Consider the following 26,295-nt stretch of genomic DNA (forward strand, 5'->3'; position numbering starts at 1 on the left):
CTCGAGACCACCGAAGACTCAGACGCGGACGAGCCTCGTGCCGGCGGCGCGGTCGTGGAGGCCGACGTTGTCGCGGTCGGTGACGACGGCGGGGATGACGATGCACAGCAGCGCGGCGCGCACGACCCCCTGGATGATCGAGATCCGGGGGCGGGCGACCGGGACGACCTGCATGCCGAGCACCCGGTGCCCGAGGGACCCGCCGGCGAAGGTCACGAGCAGCACGTGCTCGACGAAGAGCACGAGCAGCGGGTAGAAGCTCTGCCCGGTCGGGGTGATGTCGACGACCTGCCCGATGAGCCCGAAGGTGATGGCCAGGCACGCGGCCCAGTCGATGACGATGCCGACGAGACGTCGTCCGAGGCCCGCGGGCCGGGGCGTGGAGGTCGAGGAGGTCACGGCTACGAAGGGTAGCCGTGCCGGATGACGGGACCGCTCCCCCTTCGCAGGCCCCTCCTCGGTACTGTGTGTCTCACGGATCGGGACCGCCGTCTCACGTAACACCTGTGAAACACACGAGTCATGGTCGGGTAACTGCCCCGACCTACGGTGGTCGCATCAACGCGAGGCTGGCCGACAGATCAGCCGACATCACCAGGAGGATGGATTGTTCAGCAACGCTGACGAGGTCCTGTCGTACATCAAGGACGAAGACATCAAGTTCGTCGACATCCGCTTCTGCGACCTGCCGGGCATCATGCAGCACTTCAACGTGCCGGCAGAGACTGTGGACGAGGACTTCTTCACCGAGGGGCAGATGTTCGACGGCAGCTCCATCCGGGGTTTCCAGGCGATCCACGAGTCCGACATGAAGCTCGTGCCCGACGTCAAGACCGCCTTCGTGGATCCCTTCCGCGAGGAGAAGACGCTGGTGATGAACTTCTCCATCGTCGACCCCTTCACCGGTGAGCCGTACTCGCGCGACCCGCGCAACATCGCCGCCAAGGCCGAGGCCTACCTAAAGTCGACCGGCATCGCCGACACCGCCTTCTTCGGCGCCGAGGCCGAGTTCTACGCCTTCGACGACGTGCGCTTCAAGACCGATGCGCAGAGCAGCTTCTACCACCTCGACTCGATCGAGGCCGCGTGGAACTCCGGTCGTGAGGAGGAGGGCGGCAACAAGGGCTACAAGACCCGCTTCAAGGGCGGCTACTTCCCCGTCCCGCCGGTCGACCACTTCGCCGACATCCGCGACAAGATGTGCGTCAACCTCGCCAAGGTCGGCATCGAGGTCGAGCGCAGTCACCACGAGGTCGGCACCGCGGGTCAGCAGGAGATCAACTACCGCTTCAACACGATGCTCCGTGCGGGCGACGACGTCATGAAGTTCAAGTACGTCATCAAGAACACCGCGTGGGACCTCGGCAAGACCGTCACCTTCATGCCCAAGCCGATCTTCGGCGACAACGGCTCGGGCATGCACACCCACCAGTCCCTGTGGAAGGACGGCGAGCCGCTCTTCTACGACGAGCAGGGCTACGGCGGCCTGTCCGACATCGCCCGCTGGTACATCGGCGGTCTGCTCAAGCACGCCCCGGCGCTGCTCGCCTTCACCAACCCGACGGCGAACTCCTACCACCGCCTCGTGCCCGGCTTCGAGGCCCCGGTCAACCTCGTGTACTCCGCGCGCAACCGCTCGGCCTGCATCCGCATCCCGATCACGGGCAGCAACCCCAAGGCCAAGCGCGTCGAGTTCCGCGTGCCGGACCCGTCGAGCAATCCCTACCTGTGCTTCGCCGCGCAGCTCATGGCCGGCCTCGACGGCATCCGCAACCGGATCGAGCCGCCGGACCCGATCGACAAGGACCTCTACGAGCTCCCCCCGGAGGAGCACGAGGCCATCGAGCAGGTCCCGACGACCCTCCCCGGCGTCCTCGCCGCGCTCGAGGCAGACCACGAGTTCCTGCTCGAGGGCGACGTCTTCACCCAGGACCTCATCGAGACGTGGATCACCTGGAAGAAGGAGAACGAGGTCGCTCCGCTCCAGCTGCGTCCCCACCCGCACGAGTTCGAGATGTACTTCGACATCTGAGTCGAGCATCTGAGCAGTGCTGACGAAGGCCCGGTCCCCGTTGGGGGGGCCGGGCCTTCGTCGTGCCCGCCGCCCCCCTTCGCCGCCCTTCTCCGCGCTCCGGCCCCTCCCCCTTCGCCGAGGTATGGCAATCGGTCGAGATCCAGACCATCTGACGACCGATCTCCATACCTCGCGAGAGGGGGTGGGGCCGGGGCGCTCGGGGCACACTGACTCCCATGGCGCGCTGGGTGCTCCACGTCGACCTCGACCAGTTCATCGCGGCGGTCGAGGTGCTGCGGCGCCCCGAGCTCGCGGGGCTGCCGGTCGTCGTCGGCGGGCGGGGTAACCCGAGCGAGCGGGCCGTGGTCTCGACCGCGTCGTACGAGGCACGGGAGTTCGGCATCCGCTCGGGCATGCCGCTGAAGATCGCCGTCCGCCGCTGCCCGCAGGCCGTCTTCCTCCCCGTCGACGCACCCGCCTACGACGCCGCGTCCGCCGTCGTCATGGAGACCCTGCGCGCCCAGCCGGGAGCCACGGTGCAGGTCCTCGGGTGGGACGAGGCCTTCGTCGGCATCGCGACGAAGGGGGATGACGTCGAGGAGGACGAGGCAGAGGCGGTCGCGTACGCCCAGGCGATCCGCGCGGCCGTGCTCGAGGCCACCCAGCTGCACTGCTCGGTCGGCGTCGGTGACACGACGGTCCGCGCGAAGATCGCCACCGACCTCGGGAAGCCGCGCGGCGTCTTCCTCCTCACCCGTCGTAACTGGTCGCAGGTCATGGGGGCCCGCCCCACGACCGCCCTGTGGGGCGTCGGCAGCCGGATCGGCTCGCGCCTGGCGACCCACGGCTACGAGACCGTCGACCAGCTCGCCGCAGCCGACGACGCGGTGCTCGCCGGCGAGTTCGGACCCCGGATGGGCCCGCACTACGGGCGGCTCGGACGCGGCGAAGGACCCGACGTCGTCGACGACACCCCGTGGGTGCCCCGCGCCCACGGGCGCGAGACGACCTACCAGCACGACCTCACCGACCCCGCCGAGGTCGAGGCCGCCCTGCACACCCTCGCCGAGCACGTCGTCGAGGACATCCGGGCCGAGGGCCGCGCGTGCCAGCGCGTGCACCTCAAGGTGCGCTTCGCCCCCTTCTTCACGACGACGCGCATCCGCACACTGGCTGCGGCGACGGACGACCCCTTCGTCATCGCCGAGACCGCGGCCGACCTCCTCCGCGCGCTCGACGACGACCGACCCATCCGGCTGCTCGGCATCCGAGCCGAGATGGTGCCGCCCGAGGGCGGCTACGAGAGGCCCCGGACGACCGGTCGGGGTGGCCCCGCCGCCGCCGACCCGGCGCCCGGCGAGGAATGAGCGGGGCCCCGCCACCGTTCTGGCCGCCATGACTGAGACGAGCGAGACGGGGGCCGGCCTGCAGCTCGGCATCGACACCTTCGGCGACGTGACGCAGGACGCGCAGGGGCGCACGGAGACCTACCCGGACGTGATCCGGCACGTCGTCGAGCAGGGCGTCCTTGCCGACCAGGTGGGGCTGGACTTCTTCGGCGTCGGAGAGCACCACCGACCCGACTACGCCATCTCGGCCCCTGACGTCGTCCTCGCCGGTCTGGCCACCGCCACGAAGCGCATCCGTCTCGGCACCGCCGTCACCGTGCTCAGCTCGGACGACCCGATCCGCGTCTTCCAGCGCTTCGCCACCCTCGACGCGATCTCGAGCGGACGGGCCGAGGTCATCCTCGGGCGTGGCTCCTTCACCGAGTCCTTCCCTCTCTTCGGTCACGACCTGCGCCAGTACGACGAGCTCTTCAGCGACAAGCTCGACCTCTTCACCCGGCTGCTCGAGGAGACCCCGGTGACCTGGCAGGGCTCGACCCGAGCGCCGCTCGTCGACCAGGAGGTCTTCCCCCGCACCGCCGCCGGGCTCACGGCGTGGATCGCCGTCGGCGGCTCGCCGGAGTCGGTCGTGCGGGCCGCGCGCTACCGCCTGCCCCTGATGCTCGCCGTCATCGGCGGCGACGCCGAGCGCTTCGCTCCCTTCGTCCAGCTCTACCACCAGGCCAACGCCCAGCTCGGCAACCCCGCGCTGCCCGTCGGTCTGCACTCCCCCGGCCACGTCGCCGACACCGACGAGCAGGCGCGCGACGAGCTGCGCGAGCACTGGACGAATAACCGCGACACGATCGGCGCCGAGCGCGGGTGGCCGCCCGCCCAGCCGGGAGACTTCGAGCGCGAGGTCGAGCACGGCGCTCTCTACGTCGGCTCCCCCGAGACGGTCGCGCAGAAGATCGCCCGGACGGTGCGCCTGCTCGGCGTCCAGCGCTTCGACCTCAAGTACTCGCACGGCCGCCTGCCGCACGAGCACATGATGCGCTCGATCGAGCTCCTCGGCACGAGCGTCGCTCCCCGCGTCCGTGAGCTGCTCGCGCAGGAGGCCGGCGCCGACGCCTGAGACGACCACCGCAGCGCGCCCGAGGCCGCTGCGTAGACTCCGCCTCGTGCCGGCGGAAGGACGACGCAGACCATGAGCACCCTCCAGACGCTCGACCGCGGTCTCGAGGCGATCGACATCGTGTCGCGCCGGGCCGGGGGCGTCTCGCCCGCCGCCCTCGCGGACGCGCTCGGCGTGCATCGCGCCGGCGCCTACCGCATCCTCGCCACCCTCGAGCAGCGCCACCTCGTGACGAAGGGGGAGGACGGCCTCTACCGGCTGGGCAGCGGGGCACTCGTCGTCGCCGGGCGCTTCATGAGCCAGTACCGGTCTGCGGCGCAGCCGGTGGTCCAGGACCTCGCGGACCGCACCGGGCACACCGCCTTCGTCGCGATCGCCGACCGTGAGGAGTCGGTCGCGATCGCGGTCGCCGAGCCGGCCGCTCGCGGCTCGATCGGCATCAGCTATCAGGTCGGCGGACGCCACCCGCTGACCCAGGGCGCCGACGGCGTGGCCATCCTCGCCCAGCGTCCGGCCGGCCCGTCCGACGGTGACGCGGTGCGCACGGCCCGCGAGCGCGGGTACGCGATCTCGCGGGGCGAGGTGCAGCCCGGCACCGCAGGCGTCGCGGTCGGTACCGGCGGCTCCTCGGTGACCGAGGTCGAGAGCTCGATCGGCGTCATCACCCTCGGCTCGCCCGACGACCTCCCGGTCGACGACCTGCTCCCGGTCCTGCGCGAGGCCAGCGCGCGCATCGCCCGGCTGTACTGAGGCCCCCGCCGCACGTCCCCACCCTTGACGGTGCACTCCCCGCGCACTACGTTGTGCGCTGAACGCACACAGAAGTGCAATATCCGCACAAGGAAGTGCCCCGCATGACGAATTGCCCTGTCACGACCGAGGTCTCAGGCCGCGCCGCCGCCTTCGACCCCTTCGGCGACGGATACCAGCAGGACCCACCCGGCTACGTCGCGTGGTCGCGCGAGAGCGAACCGGTCTTCTACAGCCCCGTGCTCGACTACTGGGTCGTCACGCGCTACGACGACATCAAGGCGATCTTCCGCGACAACATCACCTTCTCGCCGGCCGTGGCGCTGGAGAAGATCACGCCGACGAGCCGCGAGGCCGAGGACGTCCTGCGGTCCTACGACTACGGCATGGCCCGCACGCTGGTGAACGAGGACGAGCCGGCGCACATGGAGCGTCGCCGGGCGCTCATGGGCCCCTTCTCACCCGAGCACCTCGCCCACCACGAGCCGATGGTCCGTCGTCTCGTGCGCGAGCACGTCGACCGCTTCGTCGACGACGGCCGAGCCGAGCTCGTCAACCAGATGTTCTGGGAGATCCCGCTCACCGTGGCCCTGGAGTTCCTCGGCGTGCCCGACGACGACAAGCCGACGCTGCGGGAGTACTCGGTCGCGCACACCGTCAACACGTGGGGCCGCCCGCAGCCCGAGGAGCAGGTCGCGGTCGCCCACGCGGTCGGCAACTTCTGGCAGTACGCCGGCGAGGTGCTCGACCGTATGCGCGAGCGCCCGGACGACACGGGGTGGATGCAGTACGGCATCCGGACCCAGCGCGAGCTGCCCGAGGTCGTCACCGACTCCTATCTGCACTCGATGATGATGGCCGGCATCGTCGCGGCCCACGAGACGACGGCCAACGGCATCGCCAACGCCGTCAAGCTGCTGCTGGAGAACCGCGAGGTCTGGGACCAGATCTGCGCCGACCCGAGCCTCATCCCGAACGCGGTCGAGGAGTGCCTGCGCCACAACGGGTCGCAGGCGGCGTGGCGGCGCATCACCACCCGGCCCACCGAGGTCGGCGGCGTGGCTCTGCCCGAGGGGGCGCGCATCCTCATGGTGTCTGCGTCGGGCAACCACGACCCGCGTCGCTTCGAGGACCCGGAGCTCGTCGACGTGCGCCGTGACGACGCCGCCGACCACCTCACCTTCGGGTACGGCGCCCACCAGTGCCTCGGCAAGAACCTCGCCCGCATGGAGATGCAGATCTTCCTCGAGGAGCTCACCGGTCGGCTGCCGCACATGAGGCTGGCCGAGCAGGACTTCACCTACGTGCCGAACACCAGCTTCCGCGGGCCGGAGCACCTCTGGGTCGAGTGGGACCCGACGGCCAACCCCGAACGCCGTGACCCGACGGTGCTGCAGCCGCGGGTCGAGGTCAACATCGGCGAGCCGACGTCCGCGCACCACAGCCGTCCGATGCGGGTCGTGCGCGTCGCGGACGTCGCGAAGGGCGTCCGCCACCTCGTCCTCGAGAGCGCGGACGGCACCCCCCTGCCCGCCTTCACCCCCGGCTCCCACGTCGACGTCGAGTGCGGCGACACCGGGGTCGTGCGGCAGTACTCCCTGTGCGGGACGCCCCCGTCGCCCGTCCAGCCGCCCGGGTGCCCGCTGCCTCACGTGCCCCGCCCCGACCGCTACGAGATCGCCGTCGCACGCGAGGACGAGTCGCGCGGCGGCTCGGCGTGGGTGCACGACGAGGTGGCCGAAGGGGATGTGCTCACGGTCCGCGGACCGCGCAACCACTTCCGACTGCCCTCGGCTGCCCGTCGGTACGTCTTCGTCGCCGGCGGCATCGGCATCACACCGATCCGGTCGATGGCCGGCCAGGCGCGTCGCGACGGTGTGCCGTACGAGATCCACTACCTCGGCCGTGACCGCAGCGCCATGGCCTTCCTCGACGAGCTCCTCCTCGAGCACGGCGACCGCCTGCACGTGCACTGCTCCTCAGAGGGCACACGCGCTGACCTGCGGGCCCTCATGTCCGATCTCGACGACGACGCCCGCGACGGTGCCGTGCACGTCTACGCGTGCGGTCCGCAGCGCATGATCGACGTGCTCACGACAAGCACCGAGACCTGGCCCGAGGACGCTCTCGTCGTCGAGCACTTCGCGTCTGCTCTCGGCGAGCTCGACCCCGAGCACGAGCACGAGTTCGCCGTGCACCTCGAGGACTCGGACGTCGACCTCGTCGTGCCCCGCGACCGCACGCTGCTGCAGACGCTGCGCGACGCCGGCGTGCAGATCCCCTCGAACTGCCAGGAGGGGCTGTGCGGCACCTGCGAGGTGCCCGTCCTGCGGGGCGACGTCGACCACCGCGACGTCGTCCTCACCGCCGCCGAGCGACGGGAGTGCAGCCGGATGATGGCCTGCTGCTCTCGCGCCGCGGGCGACCGCCTCGTGCTCGGCCTCTGACCCGACTCCCCCTCTCCCCCCTTCGACCAAAGGCAACCGATGACGCTTGCACTCCTGGGCATCTTGCTGTCCCTGGCCCTCCTTATCACCCTGGCCTACCGCGGCCACTCCGTCATCGCGGTGGCTCCGCTGGCCGCCACCGTCGCGGTGATCATGTCGGGGGCCCCGCTCCTGGCGAGCTACACGCAGATCTTCATGCCCGCGCTCGGCGGCTTCATGGCCGCCTTCTTCCCGCTCTTCCTCGTCGGTGCGATCTTCGGACGGCTCATGACCGTCAGCGGGTACGCCCAGGACCTCGCGGGGTGGATCTCCGGGCTTCTCGGTCCGCGTTTCGCGATCCTCGTGACCGTGCTCGCGACGGCGCTGCTCACCTACGGCGGGGTGAGCGCCTGGGTCGTCGTCTTCACGATCTTCCCCATCGCCACCGCCCTCTTCGCCGAGGCCGACATCCCGCGTCGCCTCATGCCGGCGGCCATCGCGCTCGGCATCTTCACCTTCGCCACGGCCGCGCTGCCCGGGTCGCCGCAGATCCACAACACGATCCCGACGAAGTTCTTCGGCACCAACACCTTCGCCGCGCCGGGACTGGGCGTGCTCGGCGCGGTCCTCGTCTTCGGGCTGGGCATGCTGTGGCTGGACCGTCGTCAGAAGCAGCTCGCCGCCGCCGGCGAGTCCTTCTCGGACCCCACCCTCGCCGAGCTCGAGGAGGACGCAGCGCGCCGTGGCGGCGGCACCACGCCTGCTCCTGCGACCCAGGTCGACCCTGACGAGCCCGCCTCCGACGGCGCGGCGCGGACCCCTGCGGCCACGCTGACGGCCGTGCGGTCGACCTCGACCACGCCGGCGCAGCCCGCCCCCGGCGCGGCCGCCGGGCTCCTCGGGCTCAGCCCGGTCCTCGCGATCGTCCTCGTCAACGCGCTCTGCACCTACGTGGTCCTCCCCGCCCTCGAATTCGGCTACCTCGCGGACGAGAAGTTCGGCGGCACGACCGTCGAGGCCCTCACGGGCGTCTGGTCGGTGACCGTGGCCATGCTCGCCGGCATCGCGCTCGTCTTCGTCCTGCGCGTCGCCGCATGGAAGACCTACGTCAAGGCGATCACAGAGGGCGCGCGCAACGCGGTGCTCCCGGTCTTCAACACCGCGAGCGAGGTCGGCTACGGGGCGGTCATCGCCTCGCTTGCCGTCTTCGCCGTGGTCCGCGACGGGATGTTCGGCATCAGCGACAACCCGGTGGTCGTGTCGGCCGTGTCAACCTCGGGCATCTCGGGCCTCACCGGCTCGGCCTCGGGCGGCCTCACCATCACGCTGCAGACCTTCGGCGAGCAGCTGGCGCAGATGGCCACCGACCAGGGCATCCCCATGGAGCTCATGCACCGCGTCACCGCGATGGCGTCGACCGGCTTCGACTCGCTGCCCCACAACGGCGCGATCATCACGCTGCTGCTCGTCTGCGGGCTGTCGCACCGCGAGGCGTACAAGGACATCTTCGTCGTGACGGTCGTCGTGCCGGTGGTCGGCCTCCTCGCCGTCATGGGCCTCGGTCTCGCCGTCGGCACCTTCTGACAGACCCGGCTCTCCTCACCGCACTGGTCTCAGCCGGCCCGGCCGATGACGAAGGCGGTGAGGAAGCCGAGCGTCGCGATGAGCCCCGCATACATGTGCGTGCGCTCGAAGGCCTCGGGGATCATCGTGTCGGCGACCATCGTGAGGATGGCGCCGGCGGCGAGCGCGGTGATCGCGGCGACGACCTCGGGCGAGGCACCCTGGAGCAGCAGGCACCCGAGCAGCCCGGCGAGGCCGCTCGCGACGGCCACCCCGCCCCACACCCCGAAGACGTAGCGCGCCGAGCGCCCGCTGCGCTTCATGCCCGCCGCGCTCGACAGGCCCTCGGGCAGGTTGGAGATGAAGATCGCGGCGAGCACCGGCACCCCGACGCCTCCCCCGCCGAGCAGCGACAGGCCGAGGACGACCGACTCGGGGATGCCGTCGAGGAGCGCGCCGACGGCGATCGCCGACCCGCTGCCCTCCTGCTCGTCCTCGCCGGGCTGCTCGTCGCCCGCGCGCTTGCGGTGCCGCGCACCGCGCCGGGCGAGCGCGATGTTGGCCAGGAGGTAGAGGACGGCGCCGACGAGGAAGCCGATGACGGTGGGCACGAGGCCCCCGGTCGTCTCCGCCTCGTCGACGAGGTCGAAGGACAGCGCCGAGATGAGCACCCCGGCACCGAAGGCCATGACCGAGGCGACGACCCGACGGGGGACGTCGACGAACCACGCGACGAGCGCACCGACGACGAGCGCACCCCCCGCGACGAGACCCCACAGCCCGGCCTGCGCCCAGATCGGCATCACAGCACCGCGATGACGGCCCCGGCGGCGACGCCCGAGACGACGGTGAGCCCGGCCACCGCGGCGGTCACCCGCCAGGTGAGCGCGCGACCGACCATGGCGAGCGAGGGCAGGCTGACGGCGGGCAGGAGCAGGAGCGCGAGCCCGAGGACCCACGGGCTGGCGCCGGCGGCGGCCAGGGCGAGGAGCACGGGGATCTCGCCGGCTGTCGGGATGACGACGAGCAGCGCGACGACGGCGAGCGCGACGAGCGCGGGCGGACCGGCGCCGAGGTCGAGATCGGCCGGGGCGAGGTGGGCGCCCGCGCCGACGAGGGCCACGAGCAGCAGGTACTCGGGCACGAGCGTGATCGACAGCCGCCCGAGGCTGCGCGCGAAGCGGGTGACCGGACCACCGGGGCGGTCGTCCTCCCCCTTCGCCTCCTCGACGAGACCCGAAGGGGGCATGACCCGCCCGGGCAGCAGGCGGCCGGCGAGGACCGCCGCGCCGCCGACGAGGCCCAGCCCGACGAGCAGCCGGGCGGCGACCCACTGCCACGGGCCGACGAGCGCGAGGAAGACGAGGACGGCCGGGTTGAGCACGGGGTTGCCGAGCCAGTAGGCGACGACGGAGGGGGCGGGCACCCCGCTGCGGCGCAGGGAGACCGCGACCGGCGCGGCGCAGCAGGTGCACATCATGCTCGGCAGGGACAGCGCGCCGGCGAGCAGGCCGCTCGACGTCGTCGAGCGACGGGTGAGCAGACGCTGCACCCAGCGCCGCGGCACGAGCGCGTCGATGCCGGCAGCGAGGACGAGACCGACGAGCAGCGCCTTCCACACCGCCTGGGTGTAGGCGACGGTGAAGTCCCACGCGCCCGTCCACACCGACGGCGCGTCACGTGCGACGTCGAGCGGGCTGCTGCCCTCCCACGCACCGGTGCCGACGAGACCGTCGATCTTGTGCGCGTAGGGCCACCACTTCGCCCAGCTGAGGCCGATGGCGACGACGACGAGGACGACCGCGGTCGAGACGACCGTACGTCGTGAGGGTCGCAGACCGCCGGGGCCACCCAGGTCGAGATCGGCGGGACCGGTGCTCATGCGCGTGCCTCTTCAGACGGTGGTGGGGGCCTGATCCAGCGTAGGCGTCGGTCGTGCAGCCACTGCACGCACGGGGTCCCCCACCCGCACCTCGCCCGTCCCGAGCGGCACGAGACGCACCCCGAACCACAGCGCTCCGTCCCACCGTCGACGGGCGGCGAGGGTGCGCAGCGGCTCCGCGCCGGTGCGCAGGGTGACCGGGTCAACGCCCGTGACGACGCACCGGTCGCACAGCGCGCTCACCCGGTGGTCCACGTCGCCGATGCGTACCCGCGACCAGCCGTCCTCGGCGAAGGGGGCGTCGCCGTCGACGACGACGTTGGGCCGGAAGCGCTCCATGACGAGGCGCTCGGCGCGCCGCTCGCCCCGCTCGTCGGCGGTCTCGTCGACCCACTCCTGCAGCCGCTCGAGCGAGCGCTGGGTCGTGAGCACGAGCGGGGAGGACCAGGCCAGACTCAGCGAGTCCGGCGGCTGCCCGCCGCGCTCGGCGGGGATGCCCCGGGCGGCCGGGTCGGGCTGCCACACGAGGCGAAGGGGGCGCCCCACCCGTCGGGTGAGCCAGGCGTCGACCTCCGGGTCGGCCGGGACGGCGTGCGCACCGACCGCGCCGCCGATCGGCCGGGCGGTGACGCCGCGGGGTGGGTGGACCCGGCGGCTCTGCTCGGCGTGGCGCACGAGCACGCCGCCGCCGGCGAGGGGCTCGGAGCTGAGCGCGAGGAGGCGGGGGTCCATGAGCGCTGTGACCTTGTGGCCGCTCTCGTCGACCAGCCCCCACCGTCGGTCCCCCGCCAGCCCCCACGGCTCGACGGCGGCCGAGGTCACGGCCTGCCCGGCGAGGGACTTCACCGGGTAGAGACGGATGTCAGTCACGCGCATGGGGTCATCATCGCCTGGGCCCGGGTCGGTGGTCTCGAGGCTCGGGCCCGGGGGCCCTCGCACCTCGACCAGCTAGCGCCCGTGAGGTGCGAGGAGCGGCGGGTCACCAGCGGCCGACGCGACCGCCTCCGCCGGCGGCCCAGCAGGTGCCGCGCTCGCAGTCGAGGGTGTGCCAGGCGGTGGGGTCGACGAGACGCCAGGTGCGGCCGCCGTCGTCGCTGGCGCTGGTGCCCCCGATGCCGCCGCCCTCGCCGACGACGAGGAGGCGGTGGCGCGAGAGCCACTCGACGTCCTCGCCGAGGTGAGGCAGGTCGCCCGCCGTGCGCCACGTGCGCCCGTCGCGCGTCACCGAGCTCGCCCGCGAGCCGTCCGCCGGGTCGGAGAAGTCGCCGCCGACGGCGACGCCCTGCCGCGGGGTGCGCAGCGCGAGGGCGAAGACCCCCGCGGCCTCGCTGGCGGGGATGCCGGAGCTGCTCGCCCGCCACGTCGTGCCGAGGTCGTCGGAGCGGAAGACCCGCGATCGCTCTCCCCCCGACCCGAAGACGGCGGTGCGGCCCGACATCGTCAGGCAGTCGCCGCTGGCCGCGAAGTTGGCCTCACCGGTCGAGTCCGGCATCCCGCGTGACGGCAGCACCCGCCAGCTCGCCCCGCCGTCCGTCGTGCGGATGATCCGGAAGCGCCCGTCGACCGGGTCGCTCACCCCGAGCCCGACCCGCCCGCCCGGCGCGAAGGCGATGCAGTTGTAGAAGGCGGCCTCCTCGCGGTTGCGGAAGGTCTCGCGCCAGGTCTGCCCGCCGTCGGTCGTGCGGTAGATGCGCGACGCCTCGCCGGGGCCGATGGCGAGCACCGACGCGGTCCGCGCGTCACGCGCCTCGACGTCGCGGAAGGCCAGCCCCTGCGACCCCGGAGGGCGCACGTCCTGCCACGTCCGGCCGGCGTCGGTGGTCCGGTAGACCGAGCCGGCTCCCCCGTCGCTGACGCTCCCGCCGGTGACCCACGCGGTCCGCCCGTCGACCGCGTCCAGCCCGCGGAAGCTCTGGTCGGTGTCGACGACCTGGGTCTGCCACCCCTTCGCGCCCGGCGGTGAAGGGGGACTGCCCGGCGACGCGGTCGCCGCGGTCGTGACCCCGAGGGCCAGGGCGAGGGCGGACGCGGCGGCGGCGAGGTGGCGCATGCGCCGACCTTCCTCCTGCGGGGCAGACCTGTCCACCGGAGCGTGGCGGTGCCCGCCGGCGACGGGTCAGGCCACGTCGTGCGGCAGCAGCTCGGCGCCCGGCTCGTCGCTCTCGGCAATCGGCTCCTGCCCGTCTCGCCGGAGCACGTGCGCGCCGATGAGCGAGATGCCGACGCCGTCCGGGTCGTCCCGCCGGGCGAGGTGGAGGTTCGCGCAGTAGCCGTGGCGCACGACGAGCTTCGTCGCCGTCACCCAGCCGACCCCTTCGCGGATGATGAGCACGTGACGTCCGGCAGGGATGTCGTACGTCACCGAGCTCTCGCCGTCGAAGCGGCCGAGCTCGACGTCGCCGAGCATGATCTGCGCCCCGCGCAGGTGCTCCGGGTCGATGTCACCGGTCGAGATCCGGATGGCTGCGTCGCTCACCTGCATCACCACACCTTTCGTCGTGTCCCTCGATCATCCTCCGCCGGTGTCAGCAGCGGTAGTGGACGCGCCCGACCTCAGAAGTCGAAGCCACCGCCGAAGTCCCCTCCACCGAAGTCGCCACCGCCGAGGTCGCCGCCCCCACCGCTGGCGTCGTACCCGGCGTCCGCGAAGCCTGCATCGCCACCGGCATCACCGCCGGCGTCCCCACCTGCGTCACCGGACCCGCCGTCGTCGGGCAGGGCGCCCTCGCGGCCGCCCTCGGACCCCAGGCCCTCGCCGCTGTCGCCGGCCTCCTGCGCCTCGGGCGAGTCGCCGTAGCCGTCGAAGATCGCGCTGGCGATCATCGAGCCGACGACGACACCGGCCACGGTGCCGAGCATCGACCCCGCGAAGCCGCCGCCCATGACGCCCCCACGCCCGCCACGGCCCATGCCGCCGAGGCTCGACTGGAGGTAGCCGGGCTGGCGCATCTCGGCGCGCGTCGCGGCCCGCGCCATGTCACGCGGGTCGTCCGAGCGCGGTGCCTCGCCCTGCGGCAGGTCCTGCGAGAGCTGGGCGAGGACCTGCTGGCGCTGCTCCGGGGTGAGCTGCGCGAAGGCCTCGGCGTGCGTCTGCTCGATGGTCTCGGGCGGGGCCGTGCGCAGGAGGTAGCGGTAGCGGGCGAGCGCCTGCTCGTCGCTCACCTGCTGCTGCCCCTGGGCCGGCGGGCCGGGAGCGTACCCCGGAGCGGGCTGGCCGTACCCCTGCTGCCCGTACCCCTGCTGGCCGTAGCCTCCCGACGCCTGCTGGTGCTGCTGCGTCTGGTCGGACCGTCCGAAGAGCTTGTCGAGGAAACCCATGGTGACTCCCGTCATCGCGTGGCGGTCGGACCGGGTCGGTCGACGACCGCCTCGTCAGTCAACCACGCGGCCACAGCGCCCAGTGGTGATGCACAGGGCCCGCTGCGTGACCGACGGAGAGCTCGTCGGCGTGGGTGAGCGCGCCGGTCAACCAGTCCTTCGCCTGTGCCACGGTCTCGGCCCACGCGTCCCCCCGCGGCCGCAGCGCGGCGATCGCCGACGACAGCGTGCACCCGGTGCCATGGGTGTGACGTGTCGGGACCCGTCGGGCCGACAGCTCGTGCACCCCGGTGCCGTCGACGACCAGGTCGACCGACTCGTCCCCGGCGACGTGCCCGCCCTTGAGCAGCACCCGGGCCGCCCCGAGGTCGAGCAGCGCCTGCGCGTGCCGGTGCATCTCGTCGAGGTCGCGCGCCGCAGCGTGCGGGGTGAGGCCGAGCAGGACGGCCGCCTCGGCGGTGTTGGGCGTGACGAGGTCGACGACGGGCAGCAGGGCCCGCACCCCCTCGACGGCGTCCTCGTCGAGCAGCCGCGAGCCGGCCGTCGAGACCATCACCGGGTCGAGGACGACCTCGCCCAGCCCGCCCCTGCACACCAGCTCGCCCACCACGGCGACGACCTCGGCCGAGCCGAGCATCCCGATCTTCGTCGCCGCGAGCTCGACGTCGTCGACGAGGGTCTCGACCTGCTCGCGCACGAAGCCTGCCGGTACGTGATGGACCCCGGTCACCCCCTTCGTGCTCTGCGCCGTGAGCGAGGTGAGGACGGCGCAGCCGTACGCCCCGAGCGCGCCGAAGGTCTTGAGGTCGGCCTGGACCCCGGCGCCGCCGGACGGGTCCGACCCGGCGATCGTCAGGACGTTGGGCACGCTCATGCCGCACCCCCGTCGACGACGGCGCGCAGCCGCGCGGCGGCGGCCCGTGGGTCGTCGGCGGCGCAGACGGCGCTGACGACGGCGACGCCGTCGACCCCCGTGGCCATGACCTCGGCCGCCCGGTCGAGGTCGATCCCTCCGATGGCCACGCTCGGCAGCCGGCTCGCGGCGGCGAGCGCGCGCAGGCCCTCGAGCCCGACCGCCGGGTCGTGGTCGGGCTTGGTCGGGGTCGCCCACACGGGGCCGAGACCGAGGTAGTCGAGGGTGCCGGGCGGCAGCGTCGCGGCCCGCTCCACCTCCTCGACCCGCGCACACGACAGCCCGAGCGACGCATGCGGTCCGACCACCCGGCGTGCCTCGACCGCGTCGAGGTCGCCCTGGCCGATGTGGGCGCCGTCGGCGCCGATCTCGGCGACGAGGTGGGCCCGGTCGTTGATGATGAGGGGCACGCCCGCCGGCCGGGTGACGGTGAGCACGAGCCGGCCCATGGCCACGACCTCGTCGTCACCGGCGTCGGGGTCACGCAGCTGGACCACGCTCGCTCCCCCGTCGATCGCCGCGCTCACCGTGGTGAGGAGCCCGTGGCGCTGCGTCATCACCGGGTCGGTGACGAGGTAGAGGCCGAGGTCGAGCACCGGGCGGGTCAGCACAGCCCCACCCGCTCCTCGAGCTGATCGGGCGTGAGGGCCGCGAGCTCGTCGAGCAGCCCGACGGCGAAGGAGCCCGGCCCGCGCGCGGTCTGCACCGCGGTGTCGGCGGCGAGGGTGAGCGCGGCCGTCGCGGTCGCCGCGGCGACGAGCGGGTCAGATGTCGCCGCGCAGCACGCCGCGACGAGGGCGCCGAGCGCGCACCCGACACCGGTGACCCGTGTCATCAGCGGGTCGCCGTGGGCGAGCCGCACCGTGCGCTCGCCGTCGGTGAGGTGGTCGACCGCGCCGCTCACGGCGACGACGCAGCGGTGCCGGCGGGCGATCGCGCCGGCGCCGTCCTGGACGGCCTGGGACGCGGTGTCGTCGGTGGAATCGACTCCCCGGCCGCCGCTGCCGCCGCCGAGCGCGAGGACCTCCGAGGCGTTGCCCCGGATGACGGCGGGCGAGCCGAGCGCGAGCAGCTCGTGCGCCAGCCCCGTGCGCCAAGTGAGCCCGCCGACGGCGACGGGGTCGAGGACCCAGGGGGTCCCGGACGACAGGGCGGCGGACACCCCTTCGCGTGCGCCCGCGGCCGTGTCGTCGTACGGGGTCCCGAGGTTGACGAGGACCGCTCCGGCGACGGCGGCGAGCTGGCCCGCCTCGTGCGGGTTGTCGACCATGGCCGGCGACGCTCCCGCGGCGAGCAGGACGTTCGCGGTGAAGGGTGCGACGACGATGTTGGTCAGGCACTGGGTCAGCGGTGACTCCGCGCGCAGGCGCGACCAGCAGTCGGCGAGGTCGTGCGCGCTCGGCGCGGTGGTGGGCAGGGCGACGCTCATGGGTGACGTCCCTTCGCTAGTACGAGCTAGATCAGGTTCCACGGGTGTGCTCTCAGCCGCTCGAAGGCGGCACCCCGCGTCAGCGACGACCATAGCGAAGGGGGTGCGGTCGCCGGGGTCGCAGGTCTCGTCTACGGGTTGCTCGTCCTCGCCGCGAAGGTGCAGGAGAGCCACGCCATGCTGCTCGAGCTGGCGCGGGCGCGGGCCGCGGAGGCCGGCGGCGCCGAGGCGTAGGGCGTGGTCTCGAGGCTCCTTCGTCGCACCTCGACCAGCGAGACGACCTACGGCTCGAGGCCGACCATCGCGGCGGACTCGTCCCAGAGGCGGGCGGCCACCCCTTCGTCCGAGGCCACCCGGGAGGTGCGGGAGACGCGACGGCCGTCGAAGTACTGACCCACCGGCCAGTCCATGCCCGGCTCGCCCTCGGCGAGCCAGACGAGCTGGTCGGCCCCCTTCGCCGGGGAGGTCATGAGGACCTTCGACAGGGGCGTGCGGTAGAGGGCGCGCATGACGACGGAGGACTCGCTGGCGAAGTTCGTCCCGACGATGCCGGGGTGGAAGGCCGCGGCGGAGATGCCGTCTCCCCCGTGCCGTCGCTGCAGCTCGCGGGTGAAAAGAATGTTGGCCAGCTTGGCGTTGCCGTAGGCGCGGCGCTCGGAGTACCCGTGCTCGAGCTGCAGGTCGTCGGGGTCGTAGCGCGCCATGACCCGCGACGCCAGGCTCGAGGTCTGCACGACGCTCGCGCGGCTCGCGGTGAGGGTCGGCAGGAGCAGCCGCGTCAGCAGGTACCCGGCGAGGTGGTTGACCTGGAAGGTCGCCTCGAAGCCGTCCTCGGTCAATCGCCGGCTGCCGAGGACTCCCCCGGCGTTGTTCGCGAGGACGTCGATCCGCGGGTACTGCGCACCGAGCGCGTCGGCGAGCGCCCGCACCTCGGTGAGGCGGGCGAAGTCGGCGACGAAGGGGGTGCCCCCCACCTCGGCGGCGACCGCCTCGGTCTTCTCCCGGGAGCGCCCGACGACGGCGACCTCGTGCCCGTGCTCGGCGAGCTCGCGCGCGGCGGCGGCGCCGATGCCGTCGCTGGCACCGGTGATGACGACGGTCTTGCGGTCCATCCAGGTCTCCTCGAGGTGGGGTGCCACCAGTGTGCGGGAGAGTCGCCGGGCGACGCCCCGTGGCCGCGGCCCACGCTCAGGCCGGGTCGTCGGGCATCTGCAGGTGCAGCAGCTCCACCGCGTCGTTCGTCAGCCGCGCCGTCGTCTCCAGCAGCTCGCGAGGCGACGTCGAGCGCAGCAGCGTCAGCTGGTCGAGGGAGCCCAGGGGCGAGAGCCAGGCCAGCTGCCAGCACCGGGCGACCGGGTCGTCGGCCAGCTCGACGTCGGCCGGCCAGACCTGCGAGCGGTGCTCGCTCATCACCGCCAGGGCCCTCCTGACGACGCGCTCGGTGTCGGCGAGCCCCTGGTCGTCGTCGTCGGTCCACGTGAGGTCCGGCAGGGGACGCACCTCGGCCCGCGGGTACGGGTCGTCGGGCAGCCACCGTGCGATCTCGATGCGTTCCTGCCCTCGGGCCAGCAGCACGAGCCGGCCGTCGGGCAGCCGGCCCATCTGCTCGACGCTCGCCACGCAGCCGACCGTGAACCGCTGATCTCCCCCGCCGACCTCGGAGCCTCGCTCGATGAGCACCGCGCCGAAGCGCCGGTCGCTGCCGACGACATCTCGCATCATCGCGACGTACCGCGGCTCGAAGACCTGCAGCGGCAGCGGCTGCCCGGGGAGCAGGGCCGTCCCCAGCGGGAACATCGGCAGCACGTCCATCGGACCAACGTCGCACCCCGGACCGTGCGATGTCACCCCCTTCGCGCGAACGCGTCGCCTACAACGGGTGCCCCTGGGTGTCGTGGTCTCGAGGCTCGGGCCCTGGGGGCCCTCGCACCTCGACCATCGATGGGTCGCCGTGTGGTTGGGTAGGGCGCAACCAGCCCACCACCGCCTTCAGGGGAGACGGTTTGAGCAACGCACCGCAGCAGTTCATGGACATGGCCCGGCAGGCAGCCGGCAACGCAGGGGTCCGGCAGGCCGTCGGCCGCGCCGCGGGCGGGGGTGGTGACGGCTTCGACCTCAACGCCGCGGACTTCCCGGCGGCCCGGGGCGAAGGGGCATCGGCCGGCACCCGCATCACCTCGGCCTCGGTGAGCCTCGACGACGCCGCCGAGGCGCTGAGCCGCAGCCACTACGAGGCCGGCGCAGCCGGCCCGGTCCACGTCATCACGCCGATGGTCATGCCGAAGGGTCGCCGCCTGCGCGCGATGCTCCCGGTCATCGCCCTCGCGCTGCTCGGCATCGCCGGCAGCATCGTGCTGCTGCCCTTCGACGGGCTCGTGCTCGGCATCTTCGGGCCGCACTACTGGCTGCTCGTGCTCCTGCTCGCCGCCTTCATGTGGTGGCGCCAGGGCATGGTCATGGTCCCCGAGGGGTGCACCGCGCTCATCAGCCGATTCGGCAAGGTCGAGGCCGAGGTCGGCCCGGGCCGCGTCACCCTGCTCAACCCGTGGAAGCGGGTCTCCTACATCGTCAACACGACGCGGGAGTACCCCTTCAACGCCCCGATCCGCGAGGCCCCGACGAAGTCGGGCGTGCAGGCGAGCGTCGACCTCTTCCTCCAGTTCCGCATCGCCAACGCGCGCGAGTTCGTCTTCGTCCTCGGCGCCGTCCAGGGCTTCCAGGACAAGCTGAACAACGCGATCTCGGAGACGACGCGCTCGCTCATCTACGACCAGGAGGCCAGCGGCATCTACGACCTCGTCGGCGAGAGCACCGCGCGGCTGCTCGAGCAGCTCAACGCGCAGTTCCAGCCGGCGGTCGAGCTGACGACGGCGAACATCACCCACGCCGAGCCCTCGGCCCAGGAGTACCGCATGGACCTCGCGGCGCCGGAGATGATCCGGGTCGCGAAGGAGGCGTACACCTACGACTACGAGCTCGGGCTGAAGAAGGAGCAGAACGAGGGAGATCTCAACAAGGACCTCGCCTCGCTCAACGAGAGCCTCTCTGCGATCCAGGCCGACATCGCGCGCTACCAGGCGCAGATGGACACGGCGCTCGAGCGCGAGACGAACCGCGCGAACGCGCTCGCCCGTCAGCGCTTCGTCGAGTCGGAGTCGACGGCCAACGCCAACGCCGCGCTGCTCGAGGCCCAGGCGCTCGACATCCGTGCGCTGAGCGCGGCCCAGGCCCCCGAGATCCTCGACTACCGCTACCAGCAGGACATGCTCGACAAGATGGAGAGCGTCGCGGACTCGCTGCCGCAGATCGTGCGCGTCGGCGACCAGGGCGACGGCGTGGACTACCTGCGCATCGCTCGCGAGCTCGTCGGCGGGCAGGGCGGCGCGCTCTTCACCGACGAGGACATGGCCGCGATCCGCGACCGTCACGGCGCCATCGCCGAGCGCGTCGCGCAGCGCGAAGGGGAGATCGGCGACCTGCTGCAGGCGCCCGAGGAGACCGACGTCGAGATCCTCCCGGCCTCGGAGGTCTCCGACGGCCCCGAGGGCGAGGAGGCCATCGCCAAGATCCGCGAGTCGGTGACCGACGAGGCCGTCGCGGCCCAGATGGGAGAGGCCGCGGGCGGTCCCCCTTCGCCGCCGTCCGGTCCCCCGGTCTCACCTCCGGCGACGCCGCAGGGCGCGCCGACCACTCCCGCCACGACTGACGACGGGGGCACCCGATGAGCCAGCAGATCATGGACACGATGACCGCGCGCGGCCGCGGGATGAGCTCGATCAAGGAGGCCGTCTCCGGGTGGGGCGACGTCGCACGGCTGCTGCGCGGCGGCGACGGCGGGGCGATCGTGCCCGTCGTCATCCCCAAGGACCAGCGCGGGCTGCGGTGGACCTCGCTCGTGTGGTTCGGGCTGTGGGCCGCCATCAGCGGGCTGCTCCTCACGACCGTCGACCACGGCGGTCTCGGCGGGCTGGCGATCTTCGTCGCGCTGCTCTCCTTCGTCCTCGCCGCCCTGTGGTGGTGGCGCAGCTCGATCGTCGAGATCGAGGAGGGCACGGTCGGGGTGCTGACGAAGTTCGGCGCGATCTCCGGACCGGGCCTCTCCCCCGGCCGGCACTACCTGTGGCACCCGTGGGCGCGCGTCGCGTACGTCGTCGATGTCACGACCGAGATCCCCTACACCGCACCGGTGCTCAGCTCGCCGACGCACGAGAACGTGCCGCTGAAGTCGATCGAGTTCTTCCTGCGCTTCCGCATCGTCGACGCGATCCGCTTCGTGCAGACGATCGGCGCGGGCAACTTCGACCTCGTGCTGAGCAACTCGGTGCAGGACGCGATCCGCCAGCGCAGCCGCCAGGTGCGCACGGAGAGCGCCTATGACCTGCGCGGCAGCGACGTCAAGGACATGCAGGACCTGCTCAACCGGCAGCTGACGCGCTACGGCGTGCAGATCATGGGCTGCAACATCCCCGACGTGCAGCTGCCCGACCAGTACCGCGAGCACCTCGCGACGCGCGAGCGCGTGGCCAAGGAGCTCGTCGCGTACGAGAAGGAGTGGGAGCTCACCCGCAAGCGCCGGATCGACACGCTGCTCATGGAGATCGAGCGGTCGAAGAAGGTGCGGGACGCGAAGATCGTCGAGGTCCAGGCGTCGCTGAACAAGGCGCGCAAGGACGTCGCGCAGATGCTCGAGGAGCGCGAGACCGAGGCGCAGAAGGTGCGCTATGAGATCGAGACGCGCGCGCGCACCAACCTCGTCGCCGCCCAGGGCGAGGCGAAGGCCCAGGAGCAGCTCGCCACGGCCTACCGCGACAACCGCGCGGTGCTCGGGTACGAGCTCGCCCGTCGCCGGCTCGACGTCGGTGCCGCTCTCGCCGAGCAGGCGCCGCGCCCGGTCATCGTGCAGACCGACGGGTCTGGCGGGGACAGCTCCGCGCTCTCGACGCTGCTCATGGCCCAGCTCCTCCCCTCGATGGTTGAGGGCGGTGGCTCGCGTCGTTCGTCGGTTGAGGTGCGAGGTACGAGCCTCGAAACCACGCCCCCGCCGCCGAGCGCCCGCAGGGTCCAGCAGGCCGCCGGCGAGGCGGCTGCCGGTCTCGTCCAGCGTGCCGGGAAGGGCGCGAAGGGCGACGCCTGACCCCACCCCCGCACGAGAGCCCGCCGGTCCGAGAGGACTGGCGGGCTCTTCGCTGTTCGCAGAGAGATTCGTGGGACCCCGTTGACAACCGAGCGCCTGGTCAGGACTATTCAGGTATAGACAGGTATGGACAGGACGGAGCACCGTGAACGCGAAGTACCAGCGCGTCGCCTCCCTGCTGAGGGAGCAGATCCACGTCGGCGACCTCAGCGACGGCGAGAAGCTGCCCGGTGAGGCCGAGCTCGCCCGTGATCTCGGGGTCAGCCGCGGGACCGTGCGCCAGGCCATCGCCGAGCTGCAGCGGCAGAACCTCGTCGACACCCAGATGGGGGTCGGCTCCTTCGTCACCTTCGACGGCGTCGCGCTCAACAGCCCCCTGGGCTGGGCGCAGGCGCTCGCGGTCGGAGGGGTCGACCTCGACGTGACCATCCTGTCGATCGACCTCATCTCGGTGGAGGAGATCCCGGACGCGCCTCGTGACATCGGCTTCGACGAGGCCGTCGCGGTGCGCCGTGTGCGACGTCTGGGCGACGGCACGGCGGTGTCCTTCGAGTGCGCGTCCGTCCCCGCCACCGGGATCCTGCGCGACCTCCCCCGCACAGGTCTGGTCGAGGGGTCGATCACGAAGACCCTCGCCCAGGCCGGCCTGCGCGCCACCGGCGGCGACCAGCAGGTCAGCCTCGTCGAGCTGCCCGCCCGCGAGGCCGAGCTGCTCGGCCGGAGCGAGGGCGAGCCCTTCCTGCGCTCCGTGCGGACCTCGCGCAGCGCGCGCGGCGACGTCGTCGAGCACGTCGTCTCCTCGCTCGACCCTCGCCACTTCCGCCTCCACACGACCTTCGGAGACCGTGCATGACCCGCGCCCTCAACACCCTCGTCGGCCTCGCCGTCGGCGACGCCCTCGGCATGCCGACCCAGAGCATGAGCCGGGCGGACATCGCCGCACGGTACGGGCGGGTCGACCGGCTCCTCGACGGCGCCCCCGACCAGCCCATCGCCCCGGGCATGCCGGCGGGCTCGATCACCGACGACACCGAGCAGGCCCTGCTCCTCGCCGACCTCCTCGTCGAGGGCGGGGGGACCTTCGAGCCCCGCGCGCTCGCCGACGCCCTCCAGGCATGGGAGGACGACATGCGCGCCCGTGGCTCGTCGGACCTGCTCGGGCCGTCGACCAAGGCCGCGCTCGTCGAGCTCGCCGCCGGCGCCTCGCCGGAGGAGAGCGGCCGCTTCGGCACGACGAACGGCGCGGCGATGCGCATCGCGCCTGTCGGCATCGCCTTCGGCGAGCCGGCCGCCCTGCTCGAGGCGGTCGTCGCCGCCAGCCGGCCGACCCACAACACCGGTCTGGCCCTGTCGGCGGCCACCACCGTCGCCGCCGTCATCAGCGCCGGGATCGACGGCGCGGACCTCGACGCCGCGCTCGACGTCGGCCTGAGGGCAGGAGAGGCGGCCTTCGCGCGAGGCCACTGGCGCGCCGGGGCATCGGTACCGGCCAAGGCTCGATGGGCGCTGGCCCAGACCTTCGGCTCGGACGACGAGTGCGTCGACTTCGTCGTCGACATCATCGGCACCTCCGTGAGCAGCCAGGAGTCGGTCGTCGCCGCGATCGTCCTCGCTCACCACTTCGTCGACCGCCCCTTCGAGGCCCTGTGCCAGGCGGCGAGCGTCGGCGGCGACACTGACACCGTCGCCGCCATCGCCGGCGCCATGCTCGGCGCCACGGCCGACGCCCCTCCCGCACCGGCCGAGGTCGTCGACGACGTGCTCCGCGTGTCGCAGGTCGACCTCGCCTCCAGGGCTCTGGCCCTCACCCGTCTCCGAGACTCCGCACCCCGCCCCTCCTGACTCTCCCGGGCGCGATCCCCCTTCGGACCGCCCGCCACACCCGTATGCAAAGGAGCACACGCATGTCCACGCCTCATGAGGTCAGCACCCCGGTAGACGACGGCGGGCGCACTCGCGTCCGCGCGTCCTTCGAGCAGCGCGGCATCGAGCCGGTGCCCGTCGAGGAGCGTGACGGCCACCCGCTGCAGCTCTTCTGGGTGTGGTTCGCCGCGAACATCTCGATCCTCGGCATCCCGCTGGGCGCCACCCTCGTCGCGCTCGGGCTCAACCTGTGGCAGGCGCTCGTCGTCGCGGCGATCGGCGCCTTCGGCTCCTTCGCGCTCGTCGGGCTCATCTCGATCGCCGGTCGTCGGGGCGGAGCACCGAGCCTGACCCTCAGCCGCGCGGTCTTCGGCGTCCGCGGCAACGTCCTGCCGACGCTGGTGTCCCTCGGCTCGCGCCTGGGCTGGGAGACCGTCAACACGGCGACGGCCGCCTTCGCGCTGCTCTCGCTCTCGGCCCTGCTCTTCGGCACCGACGCCGACGCGCACCAGGTGCCCGTCCTCGCCATCGCCTGCATCCTCATCTTCGTCTTCCTCACCGTCGCGGTGTCGGGGATGGGTCACTCCTTCCTCGTGCGGGTGCAGAAGTACGCCACGTGGGCCTTCGGCGCGCTCAACGTCTTCGTCGCCGCCTTCCTCGTCGCCACCGTCGACTGGTCGGCGGTCACGTCCGCCCCGGCCGGCCCGGCCGTCGCGATGGTCGTCGGCGTGGGGATCATCGCCGGCGGCACCGGTATCGGCTGGGCCAACGCCGGGGCCGACATGTCGCGCTACCAGGCGCCGCGCGTCCGGGCGGGTCAGCTCGTCGCATCGGCGTCGGCGGGCGCGGGGATCCCGCTCGTCCTGCTCATCGGTCTCGGCAGCCTGCTCTCCGTGGGCGATCCCTCGCTCGGCTCCGCGAGCGACCCCGTCGCGGCCATCCGTGACCTGCTGCCCGAGTGGGTCGCGGTCCCTTACCTGCTGGCGGCCTTCGGCGGTCTGCTGCTGTCGAACCACCTCTCCGTGTACTCGGCCGGCCTGACGACGCTGACCCTCGGCATCCGCATCAAGCGCGTCTACGCCGTCATCGTCGACGTCGTCGTGACCACCGCCGGGGCGATCTACTTCATGCTCTTCGCCTCGAGCTTCTACGGGCCCTTCATCACCTTCATCGCCCTGCTCTCCGTGCCGGTCACCGCGTGGGTCGCGGTCTTCCTCGTGGATCTCACGCGTCGCGCCGACTACGACTCCGCGGGGCTCATGGACCTCAGCCGGAGCTCGGCGTACTGGTACCGCGGAGGCGTCGAGTGGCGAGCGCTCACCGCGTGGGCGGTGGCCATCGTGCTCGGCTACCTCTTCACCCGCGCCCAGGTCACCGCCGACGAGGTCTGGTTCACCGGCGCCCTGTACGACACGTGGATTGGCCAGAACGGCCTCGGCTGGGTCATGTCCTTCGTCGTCGCCGGCGGGATCTACCTCGCCCTCGGCGGGGCGCGAGGCGCGGGCGCCGTGGCCCGCGGCGAGAAGAGCGCCCGACGATGACGGGCCGCGTCGTCCACGTCGGCCAGGCCATCGTCGACCTCGTCATGAGCGTCGACGAGGTGCCGGCCGCCGGGCAGGACGTCTTCGCTTCGAGCTACACCCTCACCGCGGGCGGCGGCTTCAACGTCATGGCCGCCGCCCGGCGGGACGGCGCCGAGGTCGTCTACGCCGGGGCTCACGGCACCGGCCGCTTCGGCGACATCGTGCGGGCGGCGATGGAGGAGGAGGGTGTCGAGGTCGTCAACGCGGCCGAGGCGGCTCTCGACACCGGCTTCTGCGTCGCGCTCGTCGACGCGACGGCCGAGCGGACCTTCGTCTCGACGGTGGGCGCCGAGGGCGAGCTCGACGCGCGGCACCTCGACGAGGCGCACGTCCGTGAGGGCGACGTCGTCTACGTCAGCGGGTACGGGCTCTACCACCCGGGCAACGCGGCGGCGATCACGTTGTGGCTCCCCCGGGCGCCCGCCGAGGTCATGGTCGTCGTCGACACGTCGCCGATGATCGCCCAGGTGCCGTCGGACGTCTTCGCCCTGATCGCCGCCCGCGCGGACCTGTGGACGGCGAACGAGGAGGAGGCCCGCGCTCTGCACACGCGTCTCGGCATCGGCACGACGTCCGACCCCGCCGGGATCGCGACCGAGACGGCTGCGGCGCTCGACGCCACGGTCGTGGTCCGGGTGAACCGCGACGGCTGCTGGGTCGCGGCGCCGGGGACCGAGCCGGTGCACGTGCCGGCCTTCGAGATGGTGCCCGTCGACACGAACGGCGCAGGTGACGCGCACACGGGGGTGCTCTGCGCCGGGATCGTGGCGGGAGAGCCTCTCCTCGAGGCGGTCCGACGGGCTGCGGCCGCTGCGGCGATCGCGGTGACGCGTCGTGGGCCGGCCACCTCTCCCCTCCGGGGCGAGATCGACGAGCTCGTTCAGAGCGCGGGTCGAGCGGCCCAGCCGGGCGAAGGGGCGTCCCCCGCCCCCGCGAGGTCCTGAGGGGGCGTCGGGT

At 72.5% G+C, this 26,295-nt stretch carries 24 protein-coding genes and 1 riboswitch; of the genes, 12 read left to right on the top strand and 12 right to left on the bottom strand.

Annotated elements, in window-relative coordinates; all coding sequences use genetic code 11:
- Nucleotides 1-18 precede the first annotated feature (18 nt).
- Entirely contained in the window at nt 19-399 is a 381-nt protein-coding gene (locus LIV55_RS02470) for an RDD family protein (protein WP_229299067.1), read from the bottom strand.
- A 208-nt stretch (nt 400-607) separates the two neighbouring features.
- Between LIV55_RS02470 and glnA the strand changes: the two genes are divergently transcribed.
- From glnA to LIV55_RS02500, 6 genes are all read left to right on the top strand, one after another.
- A complete protein-coding gene (gene glnA, locus LIV55_RS02475; protein ID WP_123093358.1) occupies nt 608-2,032 on the top strand; it encodes a type I glutamate--ammonia ligase in 1,425 nt (474 codons plus the stop codon).
- A 218-nt stretch (nt 2,033-2,250) separates the two neighbouring features.
- A complete protein-coding gene (locus LIV55_RS02480; RefSeq protein ID WP_229299068.1) occupies nt 2,251-3,381 on the top strand; it encodes a DNA polymerase IV in 1,131 nt (376 codons plus the stop codon).
- 28 nt (nt 3,382-3,409) lie between these two features.
- Entirely contained in the window at nt 3,410-4,477 is a 1,068-nt protein-coding gene (locus tag LIV55_RS02485; RefSeq protein ID WP_229299069.1) for an LLM class flavin-dependent oxidoreductase, read from the top strand.
- A gap of 72 nt (nt 4,478-4,549) precedes the next feature.
- A complete protein-coding gene (locus LIV55_RS02490; RefSeq protein WP_201467196.1) occupies nt 4,550-5,227 on the top strand; it encodes an IclR family transcriptional regulator in 678 nt (225 codons plus the stop codon).
- A gap of 104 nt (nt 5,228-5,331) precedes the next feature.
- Entirely contained in the window at nt 5,332-7,674 is a 2,343-nt protein-coding gene (locus LIV55_RS02495) for a cytochrome P450/oxidoreductase (protein ID WP_229299070.1), read from the top strand.
- Nucleotides 7,675-7,713: 39 nt separating this feature from the next.
- On the top strand, nt 7,714-9,237 hold the full coding sequence (locus LIV55_RS02500) for a GntP family permease (RefSeq protein WP_123093361.1): 1,524 nt from the start codon (nt 7,714-7,716) through the stop codon (nt 9,235-9,237).
- Nucleotides 9,238-9,266: 29 nt separating this feature from the next.
- On the opposite strand, the gene LIV55_RS02505 is transcribed toward LIV55_RS02500, so the two are convergent.
- The 11 genes from LIV55_RS02505 to LIV55_RS02555 all read right to left on the bottom strand — a co-directional run bounded on the left by LIV55_RS02505 (nt 9,267) and on the right by LIV55_RS02555 (nt 18,570).
- Complete coding sequence (locus LIV55_RS02505; protein WP_123093362.1) at nt 9,267-10,019, bottom strand: ZIP family metal transporter; 753 nt, start codon at nt 10,017-10,019, stop codon at nt 9,267-9,269.
- Nucleotides 10,019-11,098, bottom strand: a complete 1,080-nt coding sequence (locus tag LIV55_RS02510) for a permease (RefSeq protein ID WP_229299071.1) — start codon at nt 11,096-11,098, stop codon at nt 10,019-10,021. The genes LIV55_RS02505 and LIV55_RS02510 overlap by 1 nt, the downstream gene beginning before the upstream one ends.
- Nucleotides 11,099-11,110: 12 nt before the next feature.
- Entirely contained in the window at nt 11,111-11,974 is an 864-nt protein-coding gene (locus tag LIV55_RS02515; protein WP_123093364.1) for an MOSC domain-containing protein, read from the bottom strand.
- A gap of 103 nt (nt 11,975-12,077) precedes the next feature.
- Nucleotides 12,078-13,148, bottom strand: a complete 1,071-nt coding sequence (locus LIV55_RS02520) for a WD40/YVTN/BNR-like repeat-containing protein (protein ID WP_123093365.1) — start codon at nt 13,146-13,148, stop codon at nt 12,078-12,080.
- 66 nt (nt 13,149-13,214) lie between these two features.
- Nucleotides 13,215-13,574 carry a hypothetical protein gene (locus LIV55_RS02525; protein WP_148041620.1) on the bottom strand — a complete coding sequence of 120 codons (360 nt, stop codon included), beginning with the start codon at nt 13,572-13,574 and terminating at the stop codon, nt 13,215-13,217.
- A gap of 77 nt (nt 13,575-13,651) precedes the next feature.
- The gene (locus LIV55_RS02530; protein WP_229299072.1) at nt 13,652-14,416 is read right to left on the bottom strand and encodes a hypothetical protein; all 765 of its coding nucleotides are present in this window, start codon (nt 14,414-14,416) and stop codon (nt 13,652-13,654) included.
- A 58-nt stretch (nt 14,417-14,474) separates the two neighbouring features.
- Complete coding sequence (thiD, locus tag LIV55_RS02535) at nt 14,475-15,290, bottom strand: bifunctional hydroxymethylpyrimidine kinase/phosphomethylpyrimidine kinase (RefSeq protein ID WP_229299073.1); 816 nt, start codon at nt 15,288-15,290, stop codon at nt 14,475-14,477.
- A complete protein-coding gene (thiE, locus tag LIV55_RS02540) occupies nt 15,287-15,940 on the bottom strand; it encodes a thiamine phosphate synthase (protein WP_229299074.1) in 654 nt (217 codons plus the stop codon). The genes thiD and thiE overlap by 4 nt, the downstream gene beginning before the upstream one ends.
- Nucleotides 15,934-16,758: a hydroxyethylthiazole kinase gene (thiM, locus tag LIV55_RS02545; RefSeq protein WP_123093368.1), complete on the bottom strand. Its 825-nt coding sequence runs from the start codon at nt 16,756-16,758 to the stop codon at nt 15,934-15,936. The genes thiE and thiM overlap by 7 nt, the downstream gene beginning before the upstream one ends.
- Nucleotides 16,750-16,845, bottom strand: a riboswitch (TPP riboswitch). (Overlaps the previous gene by 9 nt.)
- Nucleotides 16,846-17,039: 194 nt before the next feature.
- Entirely contained in the window at nt 17,040-17,870 is an 831-nt protein-coding gene (locus LIV55_RS02550) for an SDR family NAD(P)-dependent oxidoreductase (RefSeq protein ID WP_229299075.1), read from the bottom strand.
- Between the two features lie 76 nt (nt 17,871-17,946).
- Nucleotides 17,947-18,570, bottom strand: coding sequence for an LON peptidase substrate-binding domain-containing protein (locus tag LIV55_RS02555; RefSeq protein ID WP_229299076.1), 624 nt, complete (start codon nt 18,568-18,570; stop codon nt 17,947-17,949).
- Nucleotides 18,571-18,761: 191 nt separating this feature from the next.
- Between LIV55_RS02555 and LIV55_RS02560 the strand changes: the two genes are divergently transcribed.
- From LIV55_RS02560 to LIV55_RS02585, 6 genes are all read left to right on the top strand, one after another.
- Entirely contained in the window at nt 18,762-20,483 is a 1,722-nt protein-coding gene (locus LIV55_RS02560) for an SPFH domain-containing protein (protein WP_229299077.1), read from the top strand.
- Nucleotides 20,480-21,892, top strand: coding sequence for an SPFH domain-containing protein (locus LIV55_RS02565; protein WP_229299078.1), 1,413 nt, complete (start codon nt 20,480-20,482; stop codon nt 21,890-21,892). The genes LIV55_RS02560 and LIV55_RS02565 overlap by 4 nt, the downstream gene beginning before the upstream one ends.
- A gap of 145 nt (nt 21,893-22,037) precedes the next feature.
- A complete protein-coding gene (locus LIV55_RS02570; protein WP_229299079.1) occupies nt 22,038-22,745 on the top strand; it encodes a GntR family transcriptional regulator in 708 nt (235 codons plus the stop codon).
- On the top strand, nt 22,742-23,734 hold the full coding sequence (locus LIV55_RS02575; protein WP_229299080.1) for an ADP-ribosylglycohydrolase family protein: 993 nt from the start codon (nt 22,742-22,744) through the stop codon (nt 23,732-23,734). The genes LIV55_RS02570 and LIV55_RS02575 overlap by 4 nt, the downstream gene beginning before the upstream one ends.
- 62 nt (nt 23,735-23,796) lie before the next feature.
- Complete coding sequence (locus tag LIV55_RS02580) at nt 23,797-25,296, top strand: purine-cytosine permease family protein (RefSeq protein ID WP_229299081.1); 1,500 nt, start codon at nt 23,797-23,799, stop codon at nt 25,294-25,296.
- Nucleotides 25,293-26,282, top strand: coding sequence for a PfkB family carbohydrate kinase (locus tag LIV55_RS02585; protein WP_229299082.1), 990 nt, complete (start codon nt 25,293-25,295; stop codon nt 26,280-26,282). The genes LIV55_RS02580 and LIV55_RS02585 overlap by 4 nt, the downstream gene beginning before the upstream one ends.
- Nucleotides 26,283-26,295 lie beyond the last annotated feature (13 nt).

The sequence above is a fragment of the Janibacter melonis genome, from assembly GCF_020567375.1.
Classification (GTDB): Bacteria; Actinomycetota; Actinomycetes; order Actinomycetales; family Dermatophilaceae; genus Marihabitans; species Marihabitans melonis.

What these genes read in the sequence shown, in the direction of transcription:
- LIV55_RS02480 (WP_229299068.1), top strand. Translation starts at nt 2,251, where the DNA reads ATGGCGCGCTGGGTGCTCCACGTCGACCTCGACCAGTTCATCGCGGCG.
- LIV55_RS02485 (WP_229299069.1), top strand. Translation starts at nt 3,410, where the DNA reads ATGACTGAGACGAGCGAGACGGGGGCCGGCCTGCAGCTCGGCATCGAC.
- LIV55_RS02490 (WP_201467196.1), top strand. Translation starts at nt 4,550, where the DNA reads ATGAGCACCCTCCAGACGCTCGACCGCGGTCTCGAGGCGATCGACATC.
- LIV55_RS02495 (WP_229299070.1), top strand. Translation starts at nt 5,332, where the DNA reads ATGACGAATTGCCCTGTCACGACCGAGGTCTCAGGCCGCGCCGCCGCC.
- LIV55_RS02500 (WP_123093361.1), top strand. Translation starts at nt 7,714, where the DNA reads ATGACGCTTGCACTCCTGGGCATCTTGCTGTCCCTGGCCCTCCTTATC.
- LIV55_RS02505 (WP_123093362.1), bottom strand. Translation starts at nt 10,019, where the DNA reads ATGCCGATCTGGGCGCAGGCCGGGCTGTGGGGTCTCGTCGCGGGGGGT.
- LIV55_RS02510 (WP_229299071.1), bottom strand. Translation starts at nt 11,098, where the DNA reads ATGAGCACCGGTCCCGCCGATCTCGACCTGGGTGGCCCCGGCGGTCTG.
- LIV55_RS02515 (WP_123093364.1), bottom strand. Translation starts at nt 11,974, where the DNA reads ATGCGCGTGACTGACATCCGTCTCTACCCGGTGAAGTCCCTCGCCGGG.
- LIV55_RS02520 (WP_123093365.1), bottom strand. Translation starts at nt 13,148, where the DNA reads ATGCGCCACCTCGCCGCCGCCGCGTCCGCCCTCGCCCTGGCCCTCGGG.
- LIV55_RS02530 (WP_229299072.1), bottom strand. Translation starts at nt 14,416, where the DNA reads ATGGGTTTCCTCGACAAGCTCTTCGGACGGTCCGACCAGACGCAGCAG.
- thiD (WP_229299073.1), bottom strand. Translation starts at nt 15,290, where the DNA reads ATGAGCGTGCCCAACGTCCTGACGATCGCCGGGTCGGACCCGTCCGGC.
- thiM (WP_123093368.1), bottom strand. Translation starts at nt 16,758, where the DNA reads ATGAGCGTCGCCCTGCCCACCACCGCGCCGAGCGCGCACGACCTCGCC.
- LIV55_RS02550 (WP_229299075.1), bottom strand. Translation starts at nt 17,870, where the DNA reads ATGGACCGCAAGACCGTCGTCATCACCGGTGCCAGCGACGGCATCGGC.
- LIV55_RS02555 (WP_229299076.1), bottom strand. Translation starts at nt 18,570, where the DNA reads ATGGACGTGCTGCCGATGTTCCCGCTGGGGACGGCCCTGCTCCCCGGG.
- LIV55_RS02565 (WP_229299078.1), top strand. Translation starts at nt 20,480, where the DNA reads ATGAGCCAGCAGATCATGGACACGATGACCGCGCGCGGCCGCGGGATG.
- LIV55_RS02575 (WP_229299080.1), top strand. Translation starts at nt 22,742, where the DNA reads ATGACCCGCGCCCTCAACACCCTCGTCGGCCTCGCCGTCGGCGACGCC.
- LIV55_RS02580 (WP_229299081.1), top strand. Translation starts at nt 23,797, where the DNA reads ATGTCCACGCCTCATGAGGTCAGCACCCCGGTAGACGACGGCGGGCGC.
- LIV55_RS02585 (WP_229299082.1), top strand. Translation starts at nt 25,293, where the DNA reads ATGACGGGCCGCGTCGTCCACGTCGGCCAGGCCATCGTCGACCTCGTC.